21 protein-coding genes are annotated in these 20,205 nt (G+C 57.6%); 13 read left to right on the top strand and 8 right to left on the bottom strand.

What is annotated here, in order from left to right; all coding sequences use genetic code 11:
- Positions 1–58: 58 nt before the first annotated feature.
- Entirely contained in the window at positions 59–916 is an 858-nt protein-coding gene (locus S7A_RS01100; protein WP_009087183.1) for an SDR family oxidoreductase, read from the bottom strand.
- A 98-nt stretch (positions 917–1,014) separates the two neighbouring features.
- Between S7A_RS01100 and S7A_RS01095 the strand changes: the two genes are divergently transcribed.
- The 8 genes from S7A_RS01095 to S7A_RS01060 all read left to right on the top strand — a co-directional run bounded on the left by S7A_RS01095 (position 1,015) and on the right by S7A_RS01060 (position 8,087).
- On the top strand, positions 1,015–1,395 hold the full coding sequence (locus tag S7A_RS01095; protein WP_009087181.1) for a helix-turn-helix domain-containing protein: 381 nt from the start codon (positions 1,015–1,017) through the stop codon (positions 1,393–1,395).
- Between the two features lie 786 nt (positions 1,396–2,181).
- Positions 2,182–3,594, top strand: a complete 1,413-nt coding sequence (locus tag S7A_RS01090; protein ID WP_009087179.1) for a cytochrome ubiquinol oxidase subunit I — start codon at positions 2,182–2,184, stop codon at positions 3,592–3,594.
- Between the two features lies 1 nt (position 3,595).
- The gene (gene cydB / locus S7A_RS01085) at positions 3,596–4,600 is read left to right on the top strand and encodes a cytochrome d ubiquinol oxidase subunit II (protein ID WP_009087177.1); all 1,005 of its coding nucleotides are present in this window, start codon (positions 3,596–3,598) and stop codon (positions 4,598–4,600) included.
- A 19-nt stretch (positions 4,601–4,619) separates the two neighbouring features.
- Positions 4,620–4,784, top strand: coding sequence for a DUF2474 domain-containing protein (locus S7A_RS01080; protein ID WP_369750596.1), 165 nt, complete (start codon positions 4,620–4,622; stop codon positions 4,782–4,784).
- A gap of 236 nt (positions 4,785–5,020) precedes the next feature.
- Positions 5,021–5,890: a helix-turn-helix domain-containing protein gene (locus S7A_RS01075; protein WP_009087173.1), complete on the top strand. Its 870-nt coding sequence runs from the start codon at positions 5,021–5,023 to the stop codon at positions 5,888–5,890.
- A gap of 217 nt (positions 5,891–6,107) precedes the next feature.
- Entirely contained in the window at positions 6,108–6,302 is a 195-nt protein-coding gene (locus S7A_RS01070; protein ID WP_033736052.1) for a hypothetical protein, read from the top strand.
- 393 nt (positions 6,303–6,695) lie between these two features.
- Positions 6,696–7,478 carry a siderophore-interacting protein gene (locus S7A_RS01065; RefSeq protein WP_009087170.1) on the top strand — a complete coding sequence of 261 codons (783 nt, stop codon included), beginning with the start codon at positions 6,696–6,698 and terminating at the stop codon, positions 7,476–7,478.
- A gap of 69 nt (positions 7,479–7,547) precedes the next feature.
- Positions 7,548–8,087: a PadR family transcriptional regulator gene (locus tag S7A_RS01060; RefSeq protein WP_033736051.1), complete on the top strand. Its 540-nt coding sequence runs from the start codon at positions 7,548–7,550 to the stop codon at positions 8,085–8,087.
- A gap of 10 nt (positions 8,088–8,097) precedes the next feature.
- On the opposite strand, the gene S7A_RS01055 is transcribed toward S7A_RS01060, so the two are convergent.
- Positions 8,098–8,394, bottom strand: coding sequence for a SelT/SelW/SelH family protein (locus S7A_RS01055; RefSeq protein WP_009087166.1), 297 nt, complete (start codon positions 8,392–8,394; stop codon positions 8,098–8,100).
- A gap of 522 nt (positions 8,395–8,916) precedes the next feature.
- Here S7A_RS01055 and S7A_RS01050 point away from each other — a divergent pair.
- Complete coding sequence (locus S7A_RS01050; RefSeq protein ID WP_009087165.1) at positions 8,917–9,414, top strand: CinA family protein; 498 nt, start codon at positions 8,917–8,919, stop codon at positions 9,412–9,414.
- Positions 9,415–9,441: 27 nt separating this feature from the next.
- On the opposite strand, the gene S7A_RS01045 is transcribed toward S7A_RS01050, so the two are convergent.
- A complete protein-coding gene (locus tag S7A_RS01045; RefSeq protein WP_009087164.1) occupies positions 9,442–10,425 on the bottom strand; it encodes an MDR family oxidoreductase in 984 nt (327 codons plus the stop codon).
- Positions 10,426–10,986: 561 nt separating this feature from the next.
- On the opposite strand from S7A_RS01045, the gene S7A_RS01040 reads away from it, so the two are divergent.
- A complete protein-coding gene (locus S7A_RS01040; protein WP_009087161.1) occupies positions 10,987–13,140 on the top strand; it encodes an ornithine decarboxylase in 2,154 nt (717 codons plus the stop codon).
- Positions 13,141–13,880: 740 nt separating this feature from the next.
- Here the strand turns inward: S7A_RS01040 and mltC are convergent.
- From mltC to mutY, 3 genes are read right to left on the bottom strand one after another with little or no spacing between them, the layout of a single operon-like run.
- Positions 13,881–14,960 carry a membrane-bound lytic murein transglycosylase MltC gene (mltC, locus tag S7A_RS01035; protein WP_009087159.1) on the bottom strand — a complete coding sequence of 360 codons (1,080 nt, stop codon included), beginning with the start codon at positions 14,958–14,960 and terminating at the stop codon, positions 13,881–13,883.
- 53 nt (positions 14,961–15,013) lie between these two features.
- On the bottom strand, positions 15,014–15,286 hold the full coding sequence (locus S7A_RS01030) for an oxidative damage protection protein (protein ID WP_009087157.1): 273 nt from the start codon (positions 15,284–15,286) through the stop codon (positions 15,014–15,016).
- Positions 15,283–16,371: an A/G-specific adenine glycosylase gene (mutY, locus tag S7A_RS01025; protein WP_009087156.1), complete on the bottom strand. Its 1,089-nt coding sequence runs from the start codon at positions 16,369–16,371 to the stop codon at positions 15,283–15,285. The genes S7A_RS01030 and mutY overlap by 4 nt, the downstream gene beginning before the upstream one ends.
- Positions 16,372–16,525: 154 nt before the next feature.
- Here mutY and trmB point away from each other — a divergent pair, with 154 nt between their 5' ends.
- From trmB to S7A_RS01010, 3 genes are all read left to right on the top strand, one after another.
- Complete coding sequence (gene trmB, locus S7A_RS01020; RefSeq protein ID WP_009087154.1) at positions 16,526–17,245, top strand: tRNA (guanosine(46)-N7)-methyltransferase TrmB; 720 nt, start codon at positions 16,526–16,528, stop codon at positions 17,243–17,245.
- Complete coding sequence (locus S7A_RS01015) at positions 17,245–17,571, top strand: YggL family protein (RefSeq protein ID WP_009087152.1); 327 nt, start codon at positions 17,245–17,247, stop codon at positions 17,569–17,571. The genes trmB and S7A_RS01015 overlap by 1 nt, the downstream gene beginning before the upstream one ends.
- A 138-nt stretch (positions 17,572–17,709) precedes the next feature.
- Entirely contained in the window at positions 17,710–18,426 is a 717-nt protein-coding gene (locus S7A_RS01010; RefSeq protein WP_009087151.1) for a DUF2884 domain-containing protein, read from the top strand.
- Between the two features lie 36 nt (positions 18,427–18,462).
- Here the strand turns inward: S7A_RS01010 and hemW are convergent, their stop codons facing one another.
- Positions 18,463–19,602: a radical SAM family heme chaperone HemW gene (gene hemW / locus S7A_RS01005; RefSeq protein WP_009087149.1), complete on the bottom strand. Its 1,140-nt coding sequence runs from the start codon at positions 19,600–19,602 to the stop codon at positions 18,463–18,465.
- Complete coding sequence (locus tag S7A_RS01000; protein ID WP_009087148.1) at positions 19,595–20,188, bottom strand: XTP/dITP diphosphatase; 594 nt, start codon at positions 20,186–20,188, stop codon at positions 19,595–19,597. Before S7A_RS01000 ends, hemW begins: the two co-directional genes overlap by 8 nt.
- Positions 20,189–20,205 lie beyond the last annotated feature (17 nt).

Here is a 20,205-nt window from a genome sequence, read left to right as displayed (position 1 = left end):
GAAGAAGGAGGGAAACGGGCAGGGAGCGGACCAGGCTGTCCGCCCCCTGCCATCAACATTACTGTTTCGCCAGCGTCGCGGCAATCACCGCCTGCCAGGTGGTCGTCGGGCGACCGATTAGCTGACTCAACTGGCGGGAATCATCAAACAGGCCGCCTTTCTCTGCGCCGGCGTCGGAATCTGCCAGCATCTCCGCCAGGCCGTCTGGCAGACCGGCATTTTTCAGCGCTGCGGCGAAGTCACTCTGTGAAAGATTGACGTAATCGACCTTCTCGCCGCTCTGGGCGGCAATCTCCGCAGCGAACTGCGCCAGGGTGTAGCTCTCATCACCGGCCAGTTCGTAAACCTTACCGGCCTGATCGTCACGGATCATGACTTCTGCCGCCGCTTCCGCATAGTCCTGACGGGCTGCCGAGGCGATACGGCCTTCGCCTGCCGCACCGATAAAAGCGTGGTGCGCCAGCGACGGAGGAATGCTGGCTGCATAGTTCTCGCTGTACCAGCCGTTGCGCAGCAGCGCAAAGGGGATGCCAGAGGCCTGCAGCAGTGCCTCGGTCGCGCGGTGCTCAATCGCTAACCCCAGCGGTGAGCTGTCGGCATGTAACAGACTGGTGTAAGCGATAAAACCCACACCCGCCGCCTGCGCCGCCTCAATAACGGCTTTGTGCTGCGCTTCACGCTGGCCCACTTCACTGCCGGAGATCAGCAGCAGCTTATCCACGCCCGAAAACGCGGCCCTGAGGGTCTCTGGCTTACTGTAGTCAGCCTCACGGACAGTGACACCCTGCGCCGCAAGATCCGCCGCTCTGGCGGGCGTACGCACCGCAGCGATGATCTCTCCCGCCGGGACTTTTTTCAGTAAGGCATCGATCACGAACCGGCCCAGCTGGCCGGTAGCTCCTGTTACGGCAATCATGTTATCTCTCCTGTGACGGTTGGTGAAAATCAGACTACGGGATAGACTAATTTTTAGTAAGTACTTACAGAATTGTTAGTTTGCACGGAGCGGAGTAAATGTCTGAAAAACTGAGTGAAAGATTTAGCCGGGGTGAGCTGCTTAACGTCAACTGCCCGTCCCGTGACGTGCTGAAGCGCGTGACCAGCCGCTGGAGTGTGCTGATCCTGTTAGCGCTGCAGGGCCAGACGCTGCGCTTCAGTGCGCTGCGCCGGACGGTGGGTGGCGTCAGTGAGCGGATGCTGGCGCAGAACCTGCGCTATCTGGAAGAGGATGGCTTCGTGCAGCGTATCGCCTATGACGTGGTGCCGCCGCATGTGGAATATTGCCTGACTCCGCTGGGTCGCGAAGTCGGTGAGCAGGTTGTCGGGCTGGCTGACTGGCTGGAGCTGAACGTGAGCCGGATTCTGGCGCAGCGCGAAAAATCCGCCGCAGAGTAGTTCCCCTCTGTTTTCCGGCCTCCGTCTCCACGCGACGACTCACTCTTCAGGCGCTCGCGCAGTTCTCCGGCTGCATCCGCTGTGAAGGATTCTCTTCTGTGCCAGAACGGCAGAGCGCAACGGCGGCACAAATAACCCCAGCGGCCCGTTGCCGCTTATTAAACCGTTTTTTCTCGCGCGGGTCCGGAATAATCGTCGGCCTGCGTGTGACGTTTAATTCAGCTCTGCTTTTTGACTCATTTTATTAACATTTACAGCTGCGCTTAAATCGCTTTCTTCCCGGTTTTTCTATGCGGTTTTAATGGCGGTATTAGCAGGGTTATGCGAAAAAGCAAACAAAGCGGCAGAGATAAAAGCTTGCGGTTTTAACCTGTTAAAAAACCAAGCGATTTAATTTTCCCTCTCTCATTTTTGACCTTTACCTGAGTGGGGTTTATAACAAAATAGTGCCTGAAAACAGGCTGTTGAAGCCTTTTTTCATGCAGGCCTGACTCAGGCCAGTCTCTCTTTTTACGGGTGGTGTTACTGTAACATTAGCGACACATAAGTGCGCTTAAATTAACCTTTAAGCCTTATTTTTAAATAAGTAATTCCTGCTAAAAACAATGATCAGAATCAACAAATACTGTTATAGTTTTCATTCATCCCACTGTTTCTGTTTCCGCGTCGCAAATAGTTTTAAATTTGCGGCGGGAATTTCAATAAGCGCAGAGAAACCCGCGCATCAGGCTTAAGTTGTTAATTATAAGTAAATACATGGTGTTCTATGTGGCAAAGAGGTAAGCAATGTTCGGATTAGATGCCTTTCATCTGGCCAGGATTCAGTTCGCATTTACTGTGTCCTTCCATATTATCTTTCCCGCCATCACTATCGGTCTCGCCAGTTTCCTGGCCGTACTCGAAGGTATGTGGCTCAAAACCCGCGATCAGTCTTATCGCGATCTCTACCATTTCTGGTCCAAAATCTTTGCCGTTAACTTCGGTATGGGTGTGGTCTCAGGGCTGGTTATGGCGTATCAGTTCGGGACTAACTGGAGTGGCTTCTCGGCTTTTGCCGGGAGTATCACCGGCCCGCTGCTGACCTATGAGGTGCTGACGGCGTTCTTCCTGGAAGCGGGTTTCCTGGGCGTGATGCTGTTTGGCTGGAATCGCGTGGGGCCGGGTCTGCACTTCTTTGCCACCTGTATGGTTGCCCTCGGAACACTGATTTCAACCTTCTGGATCCTCGCCTCTAACAGCTGGATGCATACGCCACAGGGCTACATCATTCAGAATGGCATCGTGGTTCCGCAGGACTGGTTCAAAATCGTCTTTAACCCCTCTTTCCCTTACCGGCTGTTCCATATGTCGGTGGCAGCATTCCTCGCGAGCGCGTTTTTCGTGGGATCGTCGGCGGCCTGGCATCTGCTGAAGGGCAACAACAATCCGGCTATCCGCCGTATGTTCTCAATGGCGCTGTGGATGGCACTGATTGTCGCGCCGATTCAGGCGATGATCGGTGATGCGCACGGCCTGAACACGCTGGAACATCAGCCTGCCAAAATTGCAGCGATTGAAGGGCACTGGGAAAACCCGCCGGGTGAAGCCACACCGCTGATCCTGTTTGGTATTCCCGATATGGAGCAGGAGCGGACGAAGTATGCGCTGGAGGTGCCGTACCTTGGCAGCCTGATCCTGACGCACAGCCTGGACAAGCAGGTTCCGGCGCTGAAGTCGTTCCCGAAAGAGGACCGTCCTAACTCAACCGTCATTTTCTGGTCCTTCCGCGTGATGGTGGCGTTGGGCCTGCTGATGATTACGCTGGGCGTGGTCAGCCTCTGGCTGCGTTTCAAAGGACGTCTCTATGAGTCGCGTCCTTTCCTGTGGTTTGCGCTGCTGATGGGGCCATCGGGTCTGATTGCGATTCTGGCTGGCTGGTTCACCACCGAAATTGGTCGTCAGCCGTGGGTGGTTTATGGCGTGCAGCGCACCATCGATGCGGTGTCGGCGCATGGTGACATTCACATGAGCATCAGTCTGCTGGCCTTTATTCTGGTCTACAGCTCGGTGTTTGGGGTGGGCTACCACTACATGATGCGTCTGATTAAGCAGGGACCGGTTACTGGCGAAGGTCATATCACCGAAGAGGGTGGACCCGGTCAGAAGAAAACGCCGGCGCGTCCGCTTTCGGCTGCCACCTTTAAGGATGGAGACCACTAAGATGATCGATTTTTCTATTATCTGGTTTGTGATTATCGTCTTCGCAACCCTGATGTATATCGTGATGGATGGCTTTGACCTGGGTATCGGTCTGCTCTTCCCGTTCAATAAAGATGCCGGTGAGCGCGACATGATGGTGAACACCGTCGCGCCGGTCTGGGATGGTAATGAAACCTGGCTGGTGCTGGGCGGGGCAGGCCTCTACGGCGCGTTCCCGCTGGCCTACGCGGTGATTGCCGATGCACTGACCATCCCGCTGACCGCCATGCTGATTGGTCTGATTTTCCGCGGCGTCGCCTTTGAATTCCGCTTCAAGGCGGTCGAAGGTCATCGCGCTTTCTGGGACAAGTCATTTATTGCCGGTTCGATCATCGCTACCTTCAGTCAGGGTGTGGCCGTGGGCGCGTTGCTGGATGGCATTCCGGTTGAGGGACGCCGTTTCGCCGGTTCCGCCATGGACTGGCTGGCACCGTTCCCGCTGTTCTGCGGCGTCGGTCTGGTGGTGGCCTACGCGCTGCTGGGCTGCACCTGGCTCATCATGAAGACCGAAAATGAGCTGCACCGCAAAATGTCCGCGCTGGCGACACCGCTGGTCATCGCCCTGTTAGTGGTTATCGGGATTGTCAGCCTGTGGACGCCGTTTGCCCATGGCGACATCGCGCATCGCTGGTTCAGTACGCCAAACCTCTTCCTGTTCCTGCCGGTTCCGGTGCTGGTGCTGCTCTGCTCGTGGGGCATTGTGCGCGCCATCAAACGTGAAGCGCACTATTCTCCGTTCCTGCTGACGCTGGCGCTGATCTTCCTGGGCTTCTCCGGGCTGGGCATCAGCATCTGGCCAAATATTATTCCACCGTCAGTGACCATCTGGGCCGCCGCGGCACCGCCACAGAGTCAGGCCTTTATGCTGGTGGGTAGCCTGCTGATCATCCCGATGATCCTGGGCTACACCTTCTGGAGCTACTACGTGTTCCGTGGAAAAATCAAAGCAGACGCAGGATATCATTGATATGAAAAGTCTCAGCAGCATGAAAAGCCACAACGAAACGAAAGCTGACAATGACGCGAAAGCGCCCTGGTGGAAGCGCGTCATGTGGCTGGTGTTTATCTATGCCGCCAGCGTACTGGCGCTGGGTGTTGTTGCCTCTCTGTTCCGGATGATGATGACGGCGGCGGGGATGCGCAGCCATTAATTGTCCCGGTAACGGCGGTGGGTGCTGCTAACGCGCAGGCTCAGTGCGGCGCAGATTTTTTCAATCATCAGGAGGCTGGCGGGAGCCAGCCTTTTTTAGTTAGTAACCTAAGCAATTAATGCGAAATCGCCCCGCATGGGCGTGTTCGCCATACCCTTTCCTTACACCGATTCGCGATTTTTGTTATTCTTTTGTAACGAAATTCTCAGTCTTAACCCGCGTCGTAAATCGCCATCATGCTCAGCCAGGCCATCAAAAAACAGCACATTCACGACTTAGTCGAATGGATAGAAGCCAATCTTACCGACGACCTCAATATCGATCAGATCACCCTGAAATCGGGCTACTCCAAATGGCACATGCAGCGCATGTTCAAGGAGATGACCGGACAGACGCTGGCGGCCTATACCCGCAAACGGCGTCTGACAATGGCCGCCATGGCGCTCCGGCTGACGCGCATGACGCTTATTGATATCGCCGTTCGCTTTGGCTTCGATAACCAGCAAAACTTCACCCGCGTATTCAAAGGGCACTTCTCGCTGACGCCCGGCGCGTTTCGCCGTTTTCCTCATCTGCCGGTTAAAAACTTTCACGGCCGTATACTGGCGCGTTCGCTGGATGAGCGCGCGACGCTGGTGGAGCGAGAGGAAGAACTGCCTCTCTGCGGCGAGACGCTGGAGTGGGAGTGTCAGTTCGGTAATTACATCGCCGACCGCGAACACCGGGTAGCCGATCAGGCGCGGCAGCTGGTGGCGCTGGCGGGCAGTCATGTGAAGCAGGGGTGGTTAGGCTTTCAGTACGGTCCCGGCCACAGCTCGGCTGACCAGCAGAATATCAGCCTGTTTCAGGCGCTGGAGCCGCAGCATGCGGCGCTACTGGGCGAGCATACCGTCAGCTGGCGCGAAGAGCGGGGCCTCTATGCGCGTATCCGCTGGAGCGGCAGGCCGGAGCAGCTGACGCGTTTTATTGAAGATATCTACTATCAGCATCTGCCCGGACTGAGCGTGTCACGCCGTCAGGGCAAAGATCTGCTGAGTCTCGATTTTACGCAATGTCAGCCCGACTGGCTGAGCGGCGTTTTTTCCATTCCGGTCACCCGGGCGTAGTCAGTGGAGCAGGGCACACTGCCAGCGGCGTGCCGGATGCATCTTTCGTGCGGTGAACCGTGATAAACCGCACGATTTTATAAAATAACTCCCCGTTCTGGCGTAAAATTCTCTTCCGAAACCCTGCCGTACTTTAATCATCGTGCATCTGTAGCAGGGCTGGAATAATCATCTGCATTTCAGGCCGTTCACGGCCAGAACACAAACGAAGACACCTATGCGACGCTTAATAATCTCACTGATTCTGGCATTGCCCGTTATGGCAATGGCACAACAGGCTGAACCCTTCTCACCGCCAGCCGGACTGCATCCGCACTCTCAGAGCGCCGGGCATGAAATTGTGGGTGATGGTGAGCTGCCGGAACAGAACAGCAGTAATCACTGCTTCTCCGGATTCGGCGATACCCTGTAACTGTGAATGCGCGGCCAGCCCCGGCGGCGCAGACGTTGCCCGGCTCATCAGGAGCCGGACAGCCTGACCCCTTTCTGTTCACATCCGCTCTTCTCTGATTTGCCGCTGCCGCGTCTGACGCTTCGTTTCCGGCCGTCTCTGCTGCGCGTCCGGCGAGGCCTGCTCTGCGGCTGACCTTTGTTCTTAACGCCTTCCCGCTCTCTGTTTAATCCAGGGCCTGCACTCATCGCGTCGGTATAAAATATATCTTAAACCGTCGGATCGCATTTTTCGTCATTGTGCTCAAGATATATCATCGCTTATCTTCTGGCTTCAGATGAGAATGATTGTTATTAACTAATCATCGCCAACCCTTTGAATAACGGGTATCTGTCCCGTTCCAGGAGAGACATTTTGCCAGCATCAACGAATCCGCGCGTGCCGCAGCGCGTACGAAACGAACTGCGTTTCCGTCATATTCAGGTCGAAAGCAAAACTCAGATTGCCGGGCACTTCTGGCGCATCCGCTTCAGTGGCAGCGATCTGGCGGGCTTTACCTCACCTGGCTTCGATGACCATATCAAGGTTTTCTTCCCGACGGCAGAAGGGGTCGAACTGGCGCTGCCGCAGATCACCGATGGAGCGATTGTCTGGCCCGAGGGCGAGCGTCCACCGGCCCGCGACTACACGCCGCTGGAATTTGATGGCGAGTCGTCACTGACGCTCGACTTCTATATTCATCAGCAGGGTGTCGCCAGTGACTGGGCAACCCAGGCGAAGCCGGGCGACCGCTTAGTGATCGGCGGGCCACGCGGTTCGCTGGTGGTGCCGACCGATTACGCCTTCCAGCTCTATGTCTGCGACGAAACCGGGCTGCCCGCCTTTTCACGTCGTCAGCGCGACGCCCGGGCGCAGGCCCTGCATCTTTACGCCTTTACCGATGAGGCAACGGGCCGTGACTACCTGCCGGACACCACCGGCGTGACGCTGAACTGGCTCGGCAGCGGTCAGATGCAGACCGCGCAGCTCAGCCAGCTGATTGCCCGGCTGGATCAGGTGACATTCCCGGCGGAGGATTACTTTATCTGGCTGACCGGTGAAGGTGAGTTTGTGAAGGTGCTCTGCGACTACTTCACGATGCAGCGCGGTATCAACAGTGACTTCGTGCGGGCGGTGGCCTACTGGCACCAGAAGTAACCGGCGCTGACAATTGAGTTTTGCCTGGCGGCAGACTACCATCAGGCTCCTTTTTTCGCAGGCCAGACTATGAAACAGCACCCCACGCCCTTTTCCGCTGACGACCCGAGTGCCCGCACAGGCGGTTGTAGCGGGCGGCGAAAACGCCGTGAAAAAATGCTGGAAGCGAGTGAGATTCGTCTGCTAATGCTGCACTTTCTGTCGCAGCATGCGGCGCACGGTTATGAGCTGATTAAGTCGGTTGAGGAGCTGTCAAAAGGGGAGTACACCCCCAGCCCGGGGATCATCTATCCCAACCTGACGCTGCTGGAGGAGATGGAGGCGATTGAGGTACTGGATGCTCAGGCCGCGCGCAAAGCGTATCGCCTGACGGCGGCCGGTAAGGCGCTGCTGGCAGATAACCGCGAAACGGTCTCCCGCCTGATCACGCGTCTCTCCACGCTGGCGATTCTGGTCAACAATCGCAGCATTCCCGCCGTCGAGCAGGCGATTTACGGACTGAAAGTCGCCCTGAACCAGCGGCTGGCGCAGGAAGATATCTCTGATGCCGCGTTGCAGACGCTGATTGCGGCCCTGCACGACGCGGCAGAGAAAATTACTCACAGCTGAGCCGGATAGCTTAGCCGATCTCCGTTTTGTTTTTATCGATGTGACCCAGCGTGCGATCCGGGAAACAGATGTCGCGCACCCGCTGTTTCAGCGTGGTCGCATCAGGAAAGCCGCCATCCCGCTTACGTTCCCACAGCAGATGCTCATCCAGCATGATCTCAAACACACCGCCGGTGCCGGGTTTCAGCGTCACCTCCGCCAGATCCTCAGCAAAGGTATGCAGAAGTTCCTGTGCCATCCACGCTGACCGCATCAGCCAGTTGCATTGCATACAGTAGTGAATAACTACCACAGGTTTTTGCGCCATAACTCTCTTCCTTACGTATTGATAAATGCCAGTGCATTCAGGTTAAAAAAGTGTGCGCTGTGGTTGTTTATGAACTCATAAAGCTATTTAAAACAGTATTTTAATTCAATTTTCTCGGGTCAGCGTCTCGCTCAATGTGCTGTTCTGCTTTTTTGCGGCTTTTATGCAGCGCCGTCTTTGGCATGTCAGCAAGCAAGTGAATACTAACAAGTAATCAAAGGATTCGCTGCTCTGTTACCTCATTTTTGGCGAGGGAGGTAACGACGCTGGCGTAGCAGGTGCTCATCCGCGCCGCTATTTATCGCGGCTCTGAGAGACATCACGACAGGAATAAACACCGATTTACGAAGGCTGGCGGACTACTCTCATCCTGTTTCGCAGCAGGACGCTTTGATCAACTGAAGGCCTGGTTTTCTGCCGGGCAATCTGACCGTTTCGCTTTAAAAACATTGCCTTGCGTCTATTTGTTCACGGATTTTGCGCTATACCTGGAGTTCCGGACTGACGATTAAGGAAACCATAATGGCAAAATCATTAGCGCAAACGGCTGAACAACTGGGCACACTTTTACTCTCTTCCGGACTGCATCTGGCGACCGCCGAATCCTGTACCGCCGGGCTCATCAGCATGACGCTGGCGGCGGTGGAAAGCAGCGGTGACTTCTACACCAGCGGATTCGTGACCTACAGCGATAATGCCAAAATCCGTCTGCTGGGTGTGCATCCCGCCACGCTGAAACAGCACACGGCGGTGAGCGAACAGACGGCGCGGGAGATGGTACAGGGTGCCTGCGCACGCTCGGGTGAGCCGGTGGGATTGTCGATTACCGGCTATGCCGGGCCGGATGGCGGTGAAGATGGCACCCCGGCAGGCACCATCTGGTTTGGCTGGGTCCTGCCCGACGGCCGGGATGAGGCGGAGTGCCACCAGTTCAGTGGCGATCCGAAATCGGTGATGGAGCAGGGCACGCAGTTCGCGCTGGAGGGGCTTATCAGACGGTTGCAGCAAAGCACGCTCTGAAGGCGCGAAGCGCGCCTTCAGAAGCCGTCAGCGGCAGTCGACAATCAGCCGGCCCTGCACTTTTCCGTCCAGCAGATCCTGCGCGCCCTGTTTCGCCTCACTCAGCGGGATGACCCGGCTCAGCCGGCTGAGCCGTTCGCCATCCAGCAGTTCACCCAGCCGCTGCCACGCCTGCTGGCGAAGCGGTGCCGGGCAGAGCACGCTGTCCACACCGGCAAGCGTGACGCCGCGCAGAATAAAGGGGGCGACGCTGGCAGGAAGGTCGAGACCCTGCGCCATACCGCAGGCAGCTACCGCGCCGTCCCGCCGGGTGGCGGCCAGCACGTTCGCCAGGGTGTGGCTGCCCACGCTGTCTATCGCGGCAGCCCAGCGCTCTTTTGCCAGCGGCTTGCCTGGCTGTGACAGCTCATCACGATCGATGACTGAGGTCGCCCCCAGGGTGTCGATCAGGTAGGCATGGTCGCTGGCGCGTCCGCTGGAGGCGATAACCTCATATCCCAGACGCGCCAGCAGGCTGACGCTGTAGCTGCCGACGCCGCCGCTGGCACCCGTCACCAGCACCGGCCCGTGGTCAGGCGTGATGCCCTGTTTCTCCAGCGCCATCACACAGAGCATCGCGGTCAGTCCCGCCGTGCCCATTGCCATCGTCTGCAGCGGAGTGAGAGAGGCGGGAACGCGCACCAGCCAGTCGCCGCTGACGCTGGCTTTCTGTGCCAGGCCGCCCCACTGTTTTTCGCCCACCCCCCAGCCTGTCAGCAGGGCCATATCTCCCTCTTTCCAGTCGGGATGGCGGCTGGCGGTGACCCGGCCCACAAAGTCGATACCCGGCACCATCGGGAACTGGCGCACAATCGGGCCTTTGTTGCAGATAGCCAGGGCATCTTTGTAGTTCAGGGATGAGTAGCTGACGTCGAGCGTGACATCGTGGTCGGGCAGTTGCGATTCGGGGAGATCTTTGAGCAGGGCGCGGTAACCCTGCTCGTCATTTTCAATGATCAGTGCCTTGAACATGCATCCTCCAGGAGTGTGACAGTGAGGATGAGTGTACGCCCGGCAGAGGCAATGCGGTAGGGCAAGGGTCAGACCAGGGGGCAGTGAATCCCGCTCACGCGCATCGTCAGCCGCCGATCGTTCTCTGCATAAATCTGCATATATTTCATATAATTAGTCGTGCTGTTAATTTTTATCTATAAATTATTTATTAAAAACAGTGTGTTATCTTTTTTGTGGCCTGCCGGATAATTGCCTGGCTCGGGTTGTCCACGTAAAAAAAGATGACATCATGACCGCCACTTTTTGGCCCTGTTTATACATCACAGAGGACGTCGCCATGTCCGGTTCACCGCGCACCCGCCCGGATTACCGTTCGCTCTTTCCGGCGCGCACCGGTTTTTCCTCTTTCCTGAACACGCTGCGGTTCCCCATGCGGTGAGGCCAGCCTGGCAGCGGCCGGTTATCTGCTCTTCAACGGCTGCACAATGCCTTCTGACGGTTTTCACTGACATTCTTCGCCGGGGCGCTGTCCCCATGATTGTGCCACGGGCACGTCCTCCCTGCCGTTAGGGACGCTTTATGACTCCACTGAAAATTGCTGCCAGCGCCGCTGTGGCGCCCAGTCTGACTCTGAACACCGCGCGCGACGTGGTGACGCTGGATAACACCGACTTTACCGATGTCGCGGCGGTTGTCGTCTCGCTGGCGGATACCCGCAGCGGCATACTGACACTGCTGCGTCATACCGGGTTCGACCTGCCGGTATTTGTCGCCAACGCCTTTGAAGAGGAGGTGATGCACCTGCCCGGCGTCAGCGGGGAACTGAATGGCGATCCGCAGGAGTGGATTGCGCTGGAGGCGGCCGCGCAGGCCTATGAAGCGGCGCTGCTGCCGCCCTTTTTTGAGACGCTCTCCCGCTATGTTGATATGCAGAACAGTACCTTTGCCTGCCCCGGTCATCAGGGCGGCGCGTTCTTCAGGAAACATCCGGCGGGTAAACAGTTCTATGACTTCTATGGCGAAAATGTTTTCCGCTCGGATATGTGCAATGCCGACGTTAAACTGGGCGATCTGCTGATCCACGAAGGATCGGCTAAAGATGCACAAAAGTATGCGGCAAAGGTATTTAACGCCGACAAAACCTACTTTGTGCTCAACGGCACCTCAAGCGCCAATAAAGTGGTGACCAATGCGCTGCTGACCCGGGGCGATCTGGTGCTGTTTGATCGCAACAACCATAAGTCGAACCACCATGGCGCGCTGATCCAGGCGGGGGCCACGCCGGTTTATCTGGAGGCGGCACGCAATCCTTTCGGCTTTATTGGCGGCATTGATGCGCACTGCTTTGATGAGGCCTATCTGCGCGAGCAGATCGCGGCGGTTGCGCCCCAGCGCGCAGAAGAGGCGCGGCCTTTCCGTCTGGCGATCATACAGCTGGGCACCTACGACGGCACGGTCTACAACGCGCGTCAGGTAGTGGATCGCATCGGTCATCTGTGTGATTACATCCTGTTTGATTCCGCATGGCTCGGCTATGAGCAGTTTATCCCGCTGATGGAAGGCTGTTCGCCGCTGACGTTAGAACTGAACGAGAACGATCCCGGCATTTTTGTCACGCAGTCGGTGCACAAGCAGCTGGCGGGTTTTTCACAGACCTCGCAGATCCACAAAAAAGATAATCACATTCGCGGACAGCGCCGCTTCTGCCCGCACAAACGGCTGAATAACGCCTTTATGCTGCACGCCTCAACCAGTCCGTTTTATCCGCTGTTTGCCGCGCTGGATATTAACGCCCGGATGCATCAGGGCGAGGCGGGGCGTCGCCTGTGGGATGAGTGCGTCACGCTGGGGATCGATGCGCGTAAAGCGATCCTGGAGCGTTGCGAAATGATCCTGCCGTTTGTGCCGGAGCACGTGGCCGGGCAGCGCTGGCAGGATGCGCCCACGGAGACGATCGCCCGCGATCTGCGCTACTTCAGCTTCGAACCACAGGAAAAGTGGCACGGTTTTGCCGGTTATGCACGCGATCAGTATCGGGTCGATCCCTGCAAGCTGCTGCTGACCACACCGGGGATCGATGCCGCCAGCGGGGAGTACAGTGATTTCGGGATCCCGGCCACGATTCTGGCGAACTATCTGCGCGAAAACGGCATTGTGCCGGAGAAGTGCGACCTCAACTCGATCCTGTTCCTGCTGACGCCAGCAGAGAGCCCGGAGAAGATGGCGAATCTGGTGGCGATGCTGGCGCAGTTCGAGCAGCACGTCAGGGATGATGCGCCGCTGGCCGAAGTGCTGCCGACGATCTACCGTAAAAATGCGCAACGCTATGCCGGTTACACTCTGCGTCGCCTCTGTCAGGAGATGCACGATCTTTACGTCAGTCACAATGTGAAGGATCTGCAGCGTCTGATGTTCCGCGCCGCGGAGTTCCCGCCGGTCAGGGTGAATCCGCAGGATGCCCATCAGGCGTATATTCGCGGTGAGGTCGAGCTGGTGCCGATAGCCGAGGCCGCAGGACGGATTGCCGCCGAGGGCGCGCTGCCTTATCCGCCGGGCGTGCTCTGCGTGGTGCCGGGAGAGATCTGGGGCGGCGCGGTGCAGCGCTACTTCCTGGCCCTGGAAGAGGGGCTGAACCTGCTGCCAGGCTTCTCGCCAGAGCTGCAGGGCGTTTACACCGAAGAGGATGAGCAGGGACGTAAGTATCTGGTGGCCAATATGATGGTGAGGGGGTAGTTTCGCTGCGCGAAGGGGCTATGAGATTCTTTCGCCCGCCTGGCGGTGGGCTGGCTCTGAGAAGGTTTCGCCCGCCATGCGTGAGAGAGTTTCAGCCTGCCCGTGCAGGCGGACGCGTCAAGGGGCGGACGCCCGCCCCTTAACAATCCCGGCGTCCGGCAGCCTTTGCGCCCCGCGTTGCGGGGTACCTTCGTCACGCCCTGCGGCCGACGGACCGTCCGGACTCGCCATCCCTGGCTCGTGCCGTCCTTTCGCCGACGTCCTGTCGGCTCATCCTGGCCTCCGGTTGCTCCTCAGCGCGCCGGATGCCTCTCCCACACCCCCGGCTTTGATATCTTCGTTTCTCCTGAATGGAGCGTTGTCTGTTTGCACCGAAGCCAAAGACATTCTTTAAAACTCACCGCAGTAAAGTTCTTAACAGTAGAAGAAGAGATAACAGCGGGGAGGGAGGCCGTCTGAGCCGCTGAGCGGATGAGGGATTTCAGGACGAGCGACAGGGATGTCGCGAAGAGGCAGGGTCGCGCCAGGGATGGCGCGTCCTGCCGGTCCGTGAGAAATCCGGAAGAAGCGAAGGGACCGCGAAGCGGCGTTGAGGCAGGCCGGAGCCTGGGGTCAAGGGGGCGCGGCGACTGGCGCCCTCTTGTCGGTCGCCTGCAGAGGCGAAGCTGAAACTGCCCAACCTGTTGGGCGAACGAAACCTTCTCATAGCCCGCTCGCGCAGCGAACACCCCCGGATCCAATCAGAACCCGCGATAACTCCGCTGTGCGGTACTCACCTTATACAGATAACGGCGCGACTCCGCCGACGGATGCTGGCTGGTCAGGATCTGATAGACCCTGTTCGGCGGCAGGTCGTTAATCATCGCGAATGCCCGATCTTTATCGCTGGAGAAGACGCGCAGAACACTGCCTGCACCACCGTTGTAGGCGGTGATCACCGCATAGCGGCGGGACAGCGGATCCTGAATGCCGCCCAGATAGCTGCGCTGCAACAGCGACAGATAGGCGGTGCCCGCATCGATATTGTTCTCCGGGTCCAGCAGATAGCTGCGGCTTGGCTTGCCCCATTTCCCCTTCATGCGGAACACGTCAACACCGGCGGTGTGCTGCACCACCTGCATCAGGCCCAGTGCATCGGAGTGGCTCACGGCGTAGGGGTTAAAGCTCGATTCGGTCTGCATAATCGCCAGAATCAGTGACGCATCCACACCATACTGTTCGGCGGCTTTGCGCACCATCGGCAGGTATTTGTGGGCACGTTTATCCAGGTGGTTCGGCACCATCGGAATTGTAATGGTGTAAATCACATGCAGACCCGACGTGCGGCGCTGCAGTTTGTGCTGGATCAGATAGTCAGCAAAGGCTTCAGCGCGGCCCTGCCAGCGGATCGGCTGCCCGGTGTTATCCAGCACCTGACCATAGAGCAGTGGCTCTTTACTGATCACGATATCGTTGGCATCGGAGTAGAGATCGACATTGCCCGGATCGTCGCCAATCAGCAGGGTGGTCACGATCGCCTGACGCAGGCTGGCCATGGGATCGGTGCCCGAAATCGTCTCGATAGTCAGCTTACCGCTTTCAAAGTTGATGTGGCTGCGGGTGTAATAGTTGTCGCTGTATTTGACGTAATCTTTGGGCCCGGCGATCAGGACCTCATTGATACCCCAGATATTCTCAATATTGTGAGCAAACTGCCCCATCAGAATATCAAAGCCGTTAGTGTCTTTTACCCACTCTTCGTGGAACTGCTGTTTTTTCGACCCGGAACAGGAAACCAAAAGTGGTGCTATCACCAGCAGGGCGATTAATTTTTTATTCATTGGGAATGCAAGCCTGACCTGGATAACCGGCCCCAGCGATGAGGCCCGAAAATTTACGCTTCTGGCGGTGTATAGCCTTCGATGTGAACGTCTTTGCCTTCGAACAGGAAGTTGACCATCTCCTTCTCCAGGACTTTACGATCCTCAGGATTCATCATGTTGAGCTTCTTCTCGTTGATCAACATGGTCTGCTTCGCCATCCATTTCTGCCAGGCTTCTTTCGAAATCTCGTTGTAAATGCGCTTACCCAAATCGCCCGGATAGAGCTGAAAATCCTGTCCTTCCGCGTCGCGCTGTAAAAACGTACAAAAGATGGTGCGGCTCATTCTTCTTCCTCATTAATCTCACAACTGTCCAAAGCCAGTTGTCGGGGATGGCGCAGCTCGTGCAGCAGGCGCTCAACGGGTGCAGCTAATCCCACAGATGGTGGCAGCGCTAAGTTATACCAGAGACCGCCTGCTTCATCCATCGCCGCCCCGACAGAAGGCCATGCCAGCCACATTGGCACAATATCGAGATGGAAATGGCTGAAGGTGTGACGAAAGGCCGTCATCTGCTGCGGTCTGGCGTGGATGCCGCGCGCCGCCAGCCAGTCGTTCAGCGCCGCTTCGGTGGTGAACTGCGGGAAGCAGAACAGCCCTCCCCATAAACCCACCGGGGGACGCTGCTCCAGCCAGACATCATCGCCATCCTGAATCATCAGGAACCAGCCACTGCGCTCCGGCAGCACCTGTTTAGGCTTCTTACCGGGATAGCTGGCCCAGCTGCTGCTGGCATAGGCTTCACAGCCGCTGTTCAGCGGGCAGATTTCGCACTTTGGTTTCGAGCGGGTGCAGACCAGGGCGCCCAGATCCATCATCGCCTGGTTAAACTGGCTGACACCCGCAGCAGGAGTGACCTCTTCGCTGATCTGCCAGAGCCGCTTCTCGACCTCTTTTTTACCCGGCCAGCCGCTGACGGCATAACAGCGGGCCAGCACGCGCTTGACGTTGCCATCCAGAATCGGGAAGTGCTGTCCCAGTGACAGCGACAGGATCGCCCCCGCCGTCGAGCGGCCTACGCCGGGCAGGGCAGAGACATCATCGAAATTCACAGGGAACTCGCCCTGATGAACATCGACAATCTGTTTTGCCGCCTTGTGCAGGTTACGCGCACGGGCGTAGTAGCCGAGGCCGGTCCAGAGATGCAGAACCTCATCCAGCGGTGCCGCCGCCAGATCGCTGACCGTGGGGAAGCGCGCCATAAAGCGTTCGAAGTAGGGAATAACCGTGGCAACCTGGGTCTGCTGTAACATCACTTCAGACAGCCACACCTTGTAAGGTGTTTTCTCCAGCTGCCAGGGCAGGGTTTTGCGGCCAAAGCGCTGATACCAGTCCAGCACCTGTTGCGCGAACTGCGGCGCTTGCATCATAAGAAGGAAAATTTCCGTGTTTACTCTACACTCAGGCAGGAATTCCAGCACATGCGCACCTGGGTGTAAACCGGAAGATTGCAAAGGCTTGCTTCTGCTTATGAACTTTGCATAATGCCCGTTTCCCGGAACAGGCTAACCAGCAGGCTTTTACATGATTAATGACGTCATCACCCCAGAATTTGATGAGAACGGGCGGCCATTGCGCCGGATCCGCAGCTTTGTGCGCCGCCAGGGTCGCTTAACCAAAGGCCAGCAGCAGGCGCTGGACACCCTGTGGCCGGTCATGGGGGTAGAATACCAGCCGGAGCCGGTCGATTTAGTCGCGCTGTTTGGCCGCGAGGCACCGGTGACGCTGGAGATTGGCTTTGGTATGGGCGCGTCGCTGGTCACCATGGCGCAGAACACGCCGCATCAGAACTTCCTGGGTATTGAAGTGCATGCGCCAGGCGTGGGAGCCTGTCTGGCCGCCGCGAAAGAGGCGGATGTACAGAACCTGCGGGTGATGTGTCATGACGCGGTGGAAGTGCTGGAGAAGATGATCCCGGATAACTCGCTGCGCATGGTTCAGCTCTTTTTCCCCGATCCGTGGCACAAAGCGCGTCATAACAAACGCCGTATCGTCCAGGTGCCTTTCGCCGAACTGGTGATGCGTAAACTGAAGCTGGGCGGCGTTTTCCACATGGCGACCGACTGGGAAGCCTACGCGGAGCATATGCTGGAAGTGATGAACAGTATTGATGGTTACCGCAACCAGTCAGAGCAACAGAATTATGTGCCGCGTCCTGAGACGCGTCCACTGACCAAGTTTGAGCAGCGCGGGCAGCGTTTAGGCCACGGCGTATGGGATTTAATGTTTGAGAGGGTGAAATAATGGCCACACAACGCAGCCGCCGTTTACGCAAAAAACTGCACATTGATGAGTTTCAGGAGCTGGGGTTCTCGGTTGCCTGGCGCTTCCCGGAAGGCACCAGCGAAAGTGAAATTGATGAGACGCTCAACCAGTTCATCAACGAAGCGATCGATCCTAACGGTCTGGCTTTTGATGGCAGCGGTTACCTGGTGTGGGAAGGTCTGGTCTGCCTGCAGAAAACCGGCAAATGCACCGAGGAGCATCGCGCTCTGGTCCGCAAATGGCTGGAAGATCACAAGCTGCAGGATGTGCAGATGACGGAACTCTTCGACGTCTGGTGGGACTAAAGGTCAGGTCGGTCAGGCTGCTGGTCTGCCATCCCGGATGGGGCAGAACGCCAGGCCGCCGGCCCGGTTTTAAAAAACACGATGTCGGGCTGAGGCCCGATTGCTGAACGGTTCCGCACCAGATGTTAGGGAGTAGATATGATGCGTAAAGCGCTTCTTGCTGTGCTGCTGGCAGCAGCGACCCAGGCTCAGGCAGCCTATGAATGCAGCGTTAAGCCGCAGGATGATGTGGTGATTAAGCCGCAGAGCGTGCAGGTGGTCGGTGCCAATGGCAATCTTGAGATCTCGCCGCAGGGCGACGTTCAGTTCAACGGGCAGAAGGTGTCGCTGAGCACAGCGGAACGCCAGAAAGCGATCGATTACCAGAACGCGCTGCGTCGCGATCTGCCGTGGATCGACAGCGGGGCGACCTCACGTCTGGAGAAAGGACGTGCGGCACTGGATCGGGTGATCGTGGAGAAACTGGGCACCGACAGCAACGTCCGCAATCGCCTGAGCACGCTGAATGGCCAGCTGAAACAGCAGATGAACCGCATCATCGAGCACCGTGACGACGGGCTGACGTTCCACCATCAGGCGATCGATAAGGTGCGCGCGGAAGGGGAGCGGCTGGTTCAGTCGACGCTGGGCGGCGTGATGCAGGATAGCCTGAATGAGATGGGCAGTAAGCAGGGCAGTGGCGGCAGCAATCCGCTGCAGGCGATTATGGGAAATCTTGGCGGTCTGCAGCAGTCGATTCAGGCTGAGTGGAGCAAACAGGAGCAGGATTTCCAGAACTTCGGTCACGAGGTCTGTAATCGCGTCATTTCGCTGGAAGATCAGCGTAAGCAGCTTACGGGCGCCCTGAAAAAATAGTGTCACGCCTCAGCCTGCCGGGCTGAGGCGCCTTTGTTACTCTTCCGCCAGAAACAGCTCCAGCAGCGAATTCAGAAACAGTTTTCCTTTCTCTGTAATCTGCCACTGATCCGCCGTTTCCATCACATAACCCGCAGCGATCGCGGCATCCATCTGCGGACGGATCGCCTGCTCTGACAGACCGGTGTAGCGGCTGAACTCGTCGCGCGGTGCCGCTTCCAGCAGGCGAAAGCGGTTCATGAAATATTCAAACGGCTTGTCGCTGTCGGCCACCTCATACTGCTTCTCGCGGTAATTTCCCTGCATGAATCCACGCGGATGACGGGTTTTCACCGTGCGTAAAATGCGGCCATCCGGTTGCGTCAGCTTGCCGTGTGCGCCACAGCCGATCCCCAGATAGTCGCCGAAACGCCAGTAGTTAAGGTTGTGCTCACAGCGATAACCCGGCTTCGCGTAGGCGGAGGTTTCATACTGCTGATAACCGGCCTCCCGCAGCAGCTGATCGCCCTGTTCGAAAATATCCCACAGCGCATCATCATCCGGCAGCACCGGCGGACGGGAACCAAACAGGGTGTTGGGTTCGATGGTCAGCTGATACCAGGAGAGGTGCGGCGGATTGAGCGCAATCGCCTGACGCAAATCGTCGAGCGCCTCTTCCAGCGACTGGTCCGGCAGGCCGTGCATCAGGTCGAGGTTGAAGCTGCGCAGTGACAGCGACTGTGCCAGCCGGGCGGCACGGGTCGCCTCGTCAGGCCCGTGAATGCGGCCAAGGCGCTGCAGCTTCTGCGGACTGAAACTCTGAACCCCAATCGAAATACGGTTAATGCCGGCGCGCTGATAGGCGCTGAAGCGATCGGCTTCCACGGTGCCCGGGTTGGCCTCCATGGTCACCTCCGCATCGGCAGCCAGCGTCAGACGCGCCCGCACCCCATCCATCAGCATCTGCATCGCGCTGCTGCTCAGCAGGCTGGGGGTGCCGCCACCAATAAAGATGGTGCGCACTTCGCGGCCATGAATCAGCGGTAGATCGATCTCCAGATCGCGCAGCAGGTGCTGCACGTATTCAACGTGCGGCACCTCATCCTTCAGCGCATGGGAGTTAAAATCGCAGTAGGGACACTTCTGAACGCACCACGGAATATGGATATAGAGACTTAACGGCGGCAGATTAGGCATTACGCATCGCTTCCAGCAGCAGCGTCAATGCTTTACCCCGGTGAGAAACGGCACCTTTTTCCGCTTTGCTCAGTTCAGCGGCCGTTTTACCCAGCGCCGGAACAGAGAAAATCGGGTCATATCCAAAGCCACCGGCACCCGCAGCGGAACGGGTAATTTCCCCCTCCCAGCTGCCGTGGAACACCAGCGGCGTAGGATCGTCCGCATGACGCAGATAGACCAGCACGCAGTGGAACTGCGCCTGACGCTGACCGTCCGGCACGTTTTCCAGCGCCTGCAGCAGCTTCTCCAGATTCTGCTGATCGCTGGCATCTTCTCCGGCGTAACGCGCCGAATAGATACCAGGCGCGCCACCCAGCGCATCCACGGCCAGGCCGGAGTCGTCGGCAATCGCCGGCAGTCCGGTGATCTGCGCCGCGTGACGCGCCTTGAGAATGGCATTCTCGATAAAGGTCAGGCCGGTCTCTTCCGCCGACTCAACCCCCAGGTCACTCTGAGCGACGATATCCAGACCAAAGGCGGAGAGCAGCTCCGCCAGTTCACGCACTTTGCCGGGATTACCGGTGGCGAGCACAACTTTTTGCATAACAGTTCCAGTTTGAT

The organism is Pantoea sp. Sc1 (genome assembly GCF_000255315.1).
GTDB lineage: Bacteria > Pseudomonadota > Gammaproteobacteria > Enterobacterales > Enterobacteriaceae > Pantoea > Pantoea anthophila.
The sequence above is the reverse complement of the archived record's forward strand: the minus strand, read 5'-3'. Positions and strand labels throughout refer to the sequence as shown.

Excerpts from the sequence above, each read along its gene's own strand:
- S7A_RS01075 (WP_009087173.1), top strand. The coding sequence starts at position 5,021 with ATGCTCAGCCAGGCCATCAAAAAACAGCACATTCACGACTTAGTCGAA.
- S7A_RS01100 (WP_009087183.1), bottom strand. The coding sequence starts at position 916 with ATGATTGCCGTAACAGGAGCTACCGGCCAGCTGGGCCGGTTCGTGATC.
- S7A_RS01015 (WP_009087152.1), top strand. The coding sequence starts at position 17,245 with ATGGCCACACAACGCAGCCGCCGTTTACGCAAAAAACTGCACATTGAT.
- S7A_RS01090 (WP_009087179.1), top strand. The coding sequence starts at position 2,182 with ATGTTCGGATTAGATGCCTTTCATCTGGCCAGGATTCAGTTCGCATTT.
- S7A_RS01060 (WP_033736051.1), top strand. The coding sequence starts at position 7,548 with ATGAAACAGCACCCCACGCCCTTTTCCGCTGACGACCCGAGTGCCCGC.
- S7A_RS01000 (WP_009087148.1), bottom strand. The coding sequence starts at position 20,188 with ATGCAAAAAGTTGTGCTCGCCACCGGTAATCCCGGCAAAGTGCGTGAA.
- mutY (WP_009087156.1), bottom strand. The coding sequence starts at position 16,371 with ATGATGCAAGCGCCGCAGTTCGCGCAACAGGTGCTGGACTGGTATCAG.
- S7A_RS01070 (WP_033736052.1), top strand. The coding sequence starts at position 6,108 with ATGCGACGCTTAATAATCTCACTGATTCTGGCATTGCCCGTTATGGCA.
- S7A_RS01055 (WP_009087166.1), bottom strand. The coding sequence starts at position 8,394 with ATGGCGCAAAAACCTGTGGTAGTTATTCACTACTGTATGCAATGCAAC.
- trmB (WP_009087154.1), top strand. The coding sequence starts at position 16,526 with ATGATTAATGACGTCATCACCCCAGAATTTGATGAGAACGGGCGGCCA.
- S7A_RS01010 (WP_009087151.1), top strand. The coding sequence starts at position 17,710 with ATGATGCGTAAAGCGCTTCTTGCTGTGCTGCTGGCAGCAGCGACCCAG.
- S7A_RS01040 (WP_009087161.1), top strand. The coding sequence starts at position 10,987 with ATGACTCCACTGAAAATTGCTGCCAGCGCCGCTGTGGCGCCCAGTCTG.
- S7A_RS01095 (WP_009087181.1), top strand. The coding sequence starts at position 1,015 with ATGTCTGAAAAACTGAGTGAAAGATTTAGCCGGGGTGAGCTGCTTAAC.
- S7A_RS01030 (WP_009087157.1), bottom strand. The coding sequence starts at position 15,286 with ATGAGCCGCACCATCTTTTGTACGTTTTTACAGCGCGACGCGGAAGGA.
- S7A_RS01050 (WP_009087165.1), top strand. The coding sequence starts at position 8,917 with ATGGCAAAATCATTAGCGCAAACGGCTGAACAACTGGGCACACTTTTA.
- hemW (WP_009087149.1), bottom strand. The coding sequence starts at position 19,602 with ATGCCTAATCTGCCGCCGTTAAGTCTCTATATCCATATTCCGTGGTGC.
- S7A_RS01080 (WP_369750596.1), top strand. The coding sequence starts at position 4,620 with ATGAAAAGCCACAACGAAACGAAAGCTGACAATGACGCGAAAGCGCCC.
- S7A_RS01045 (WP_009087164.1), bottom strand. The coding sequence starts at position 10,425 with ATGTTCAAGGCACTGATCATTGAAAATGACGAGCAGGGTTACCGCGCC.
- mltC (WP_009087159.1), bottom strand. The coding sequence starts at position 14,960 with ATGAATAAAAAATTAATCGCCCTGCTGGTGATAGCACCACTTTTGGTT.
- cydB (WP_009087177.1), top strand. The coding sequence starts at position 3,596 with ATGATCGATTTTTCTATTATCTGGTTTGTGATTATCGTCTTCGCAACC.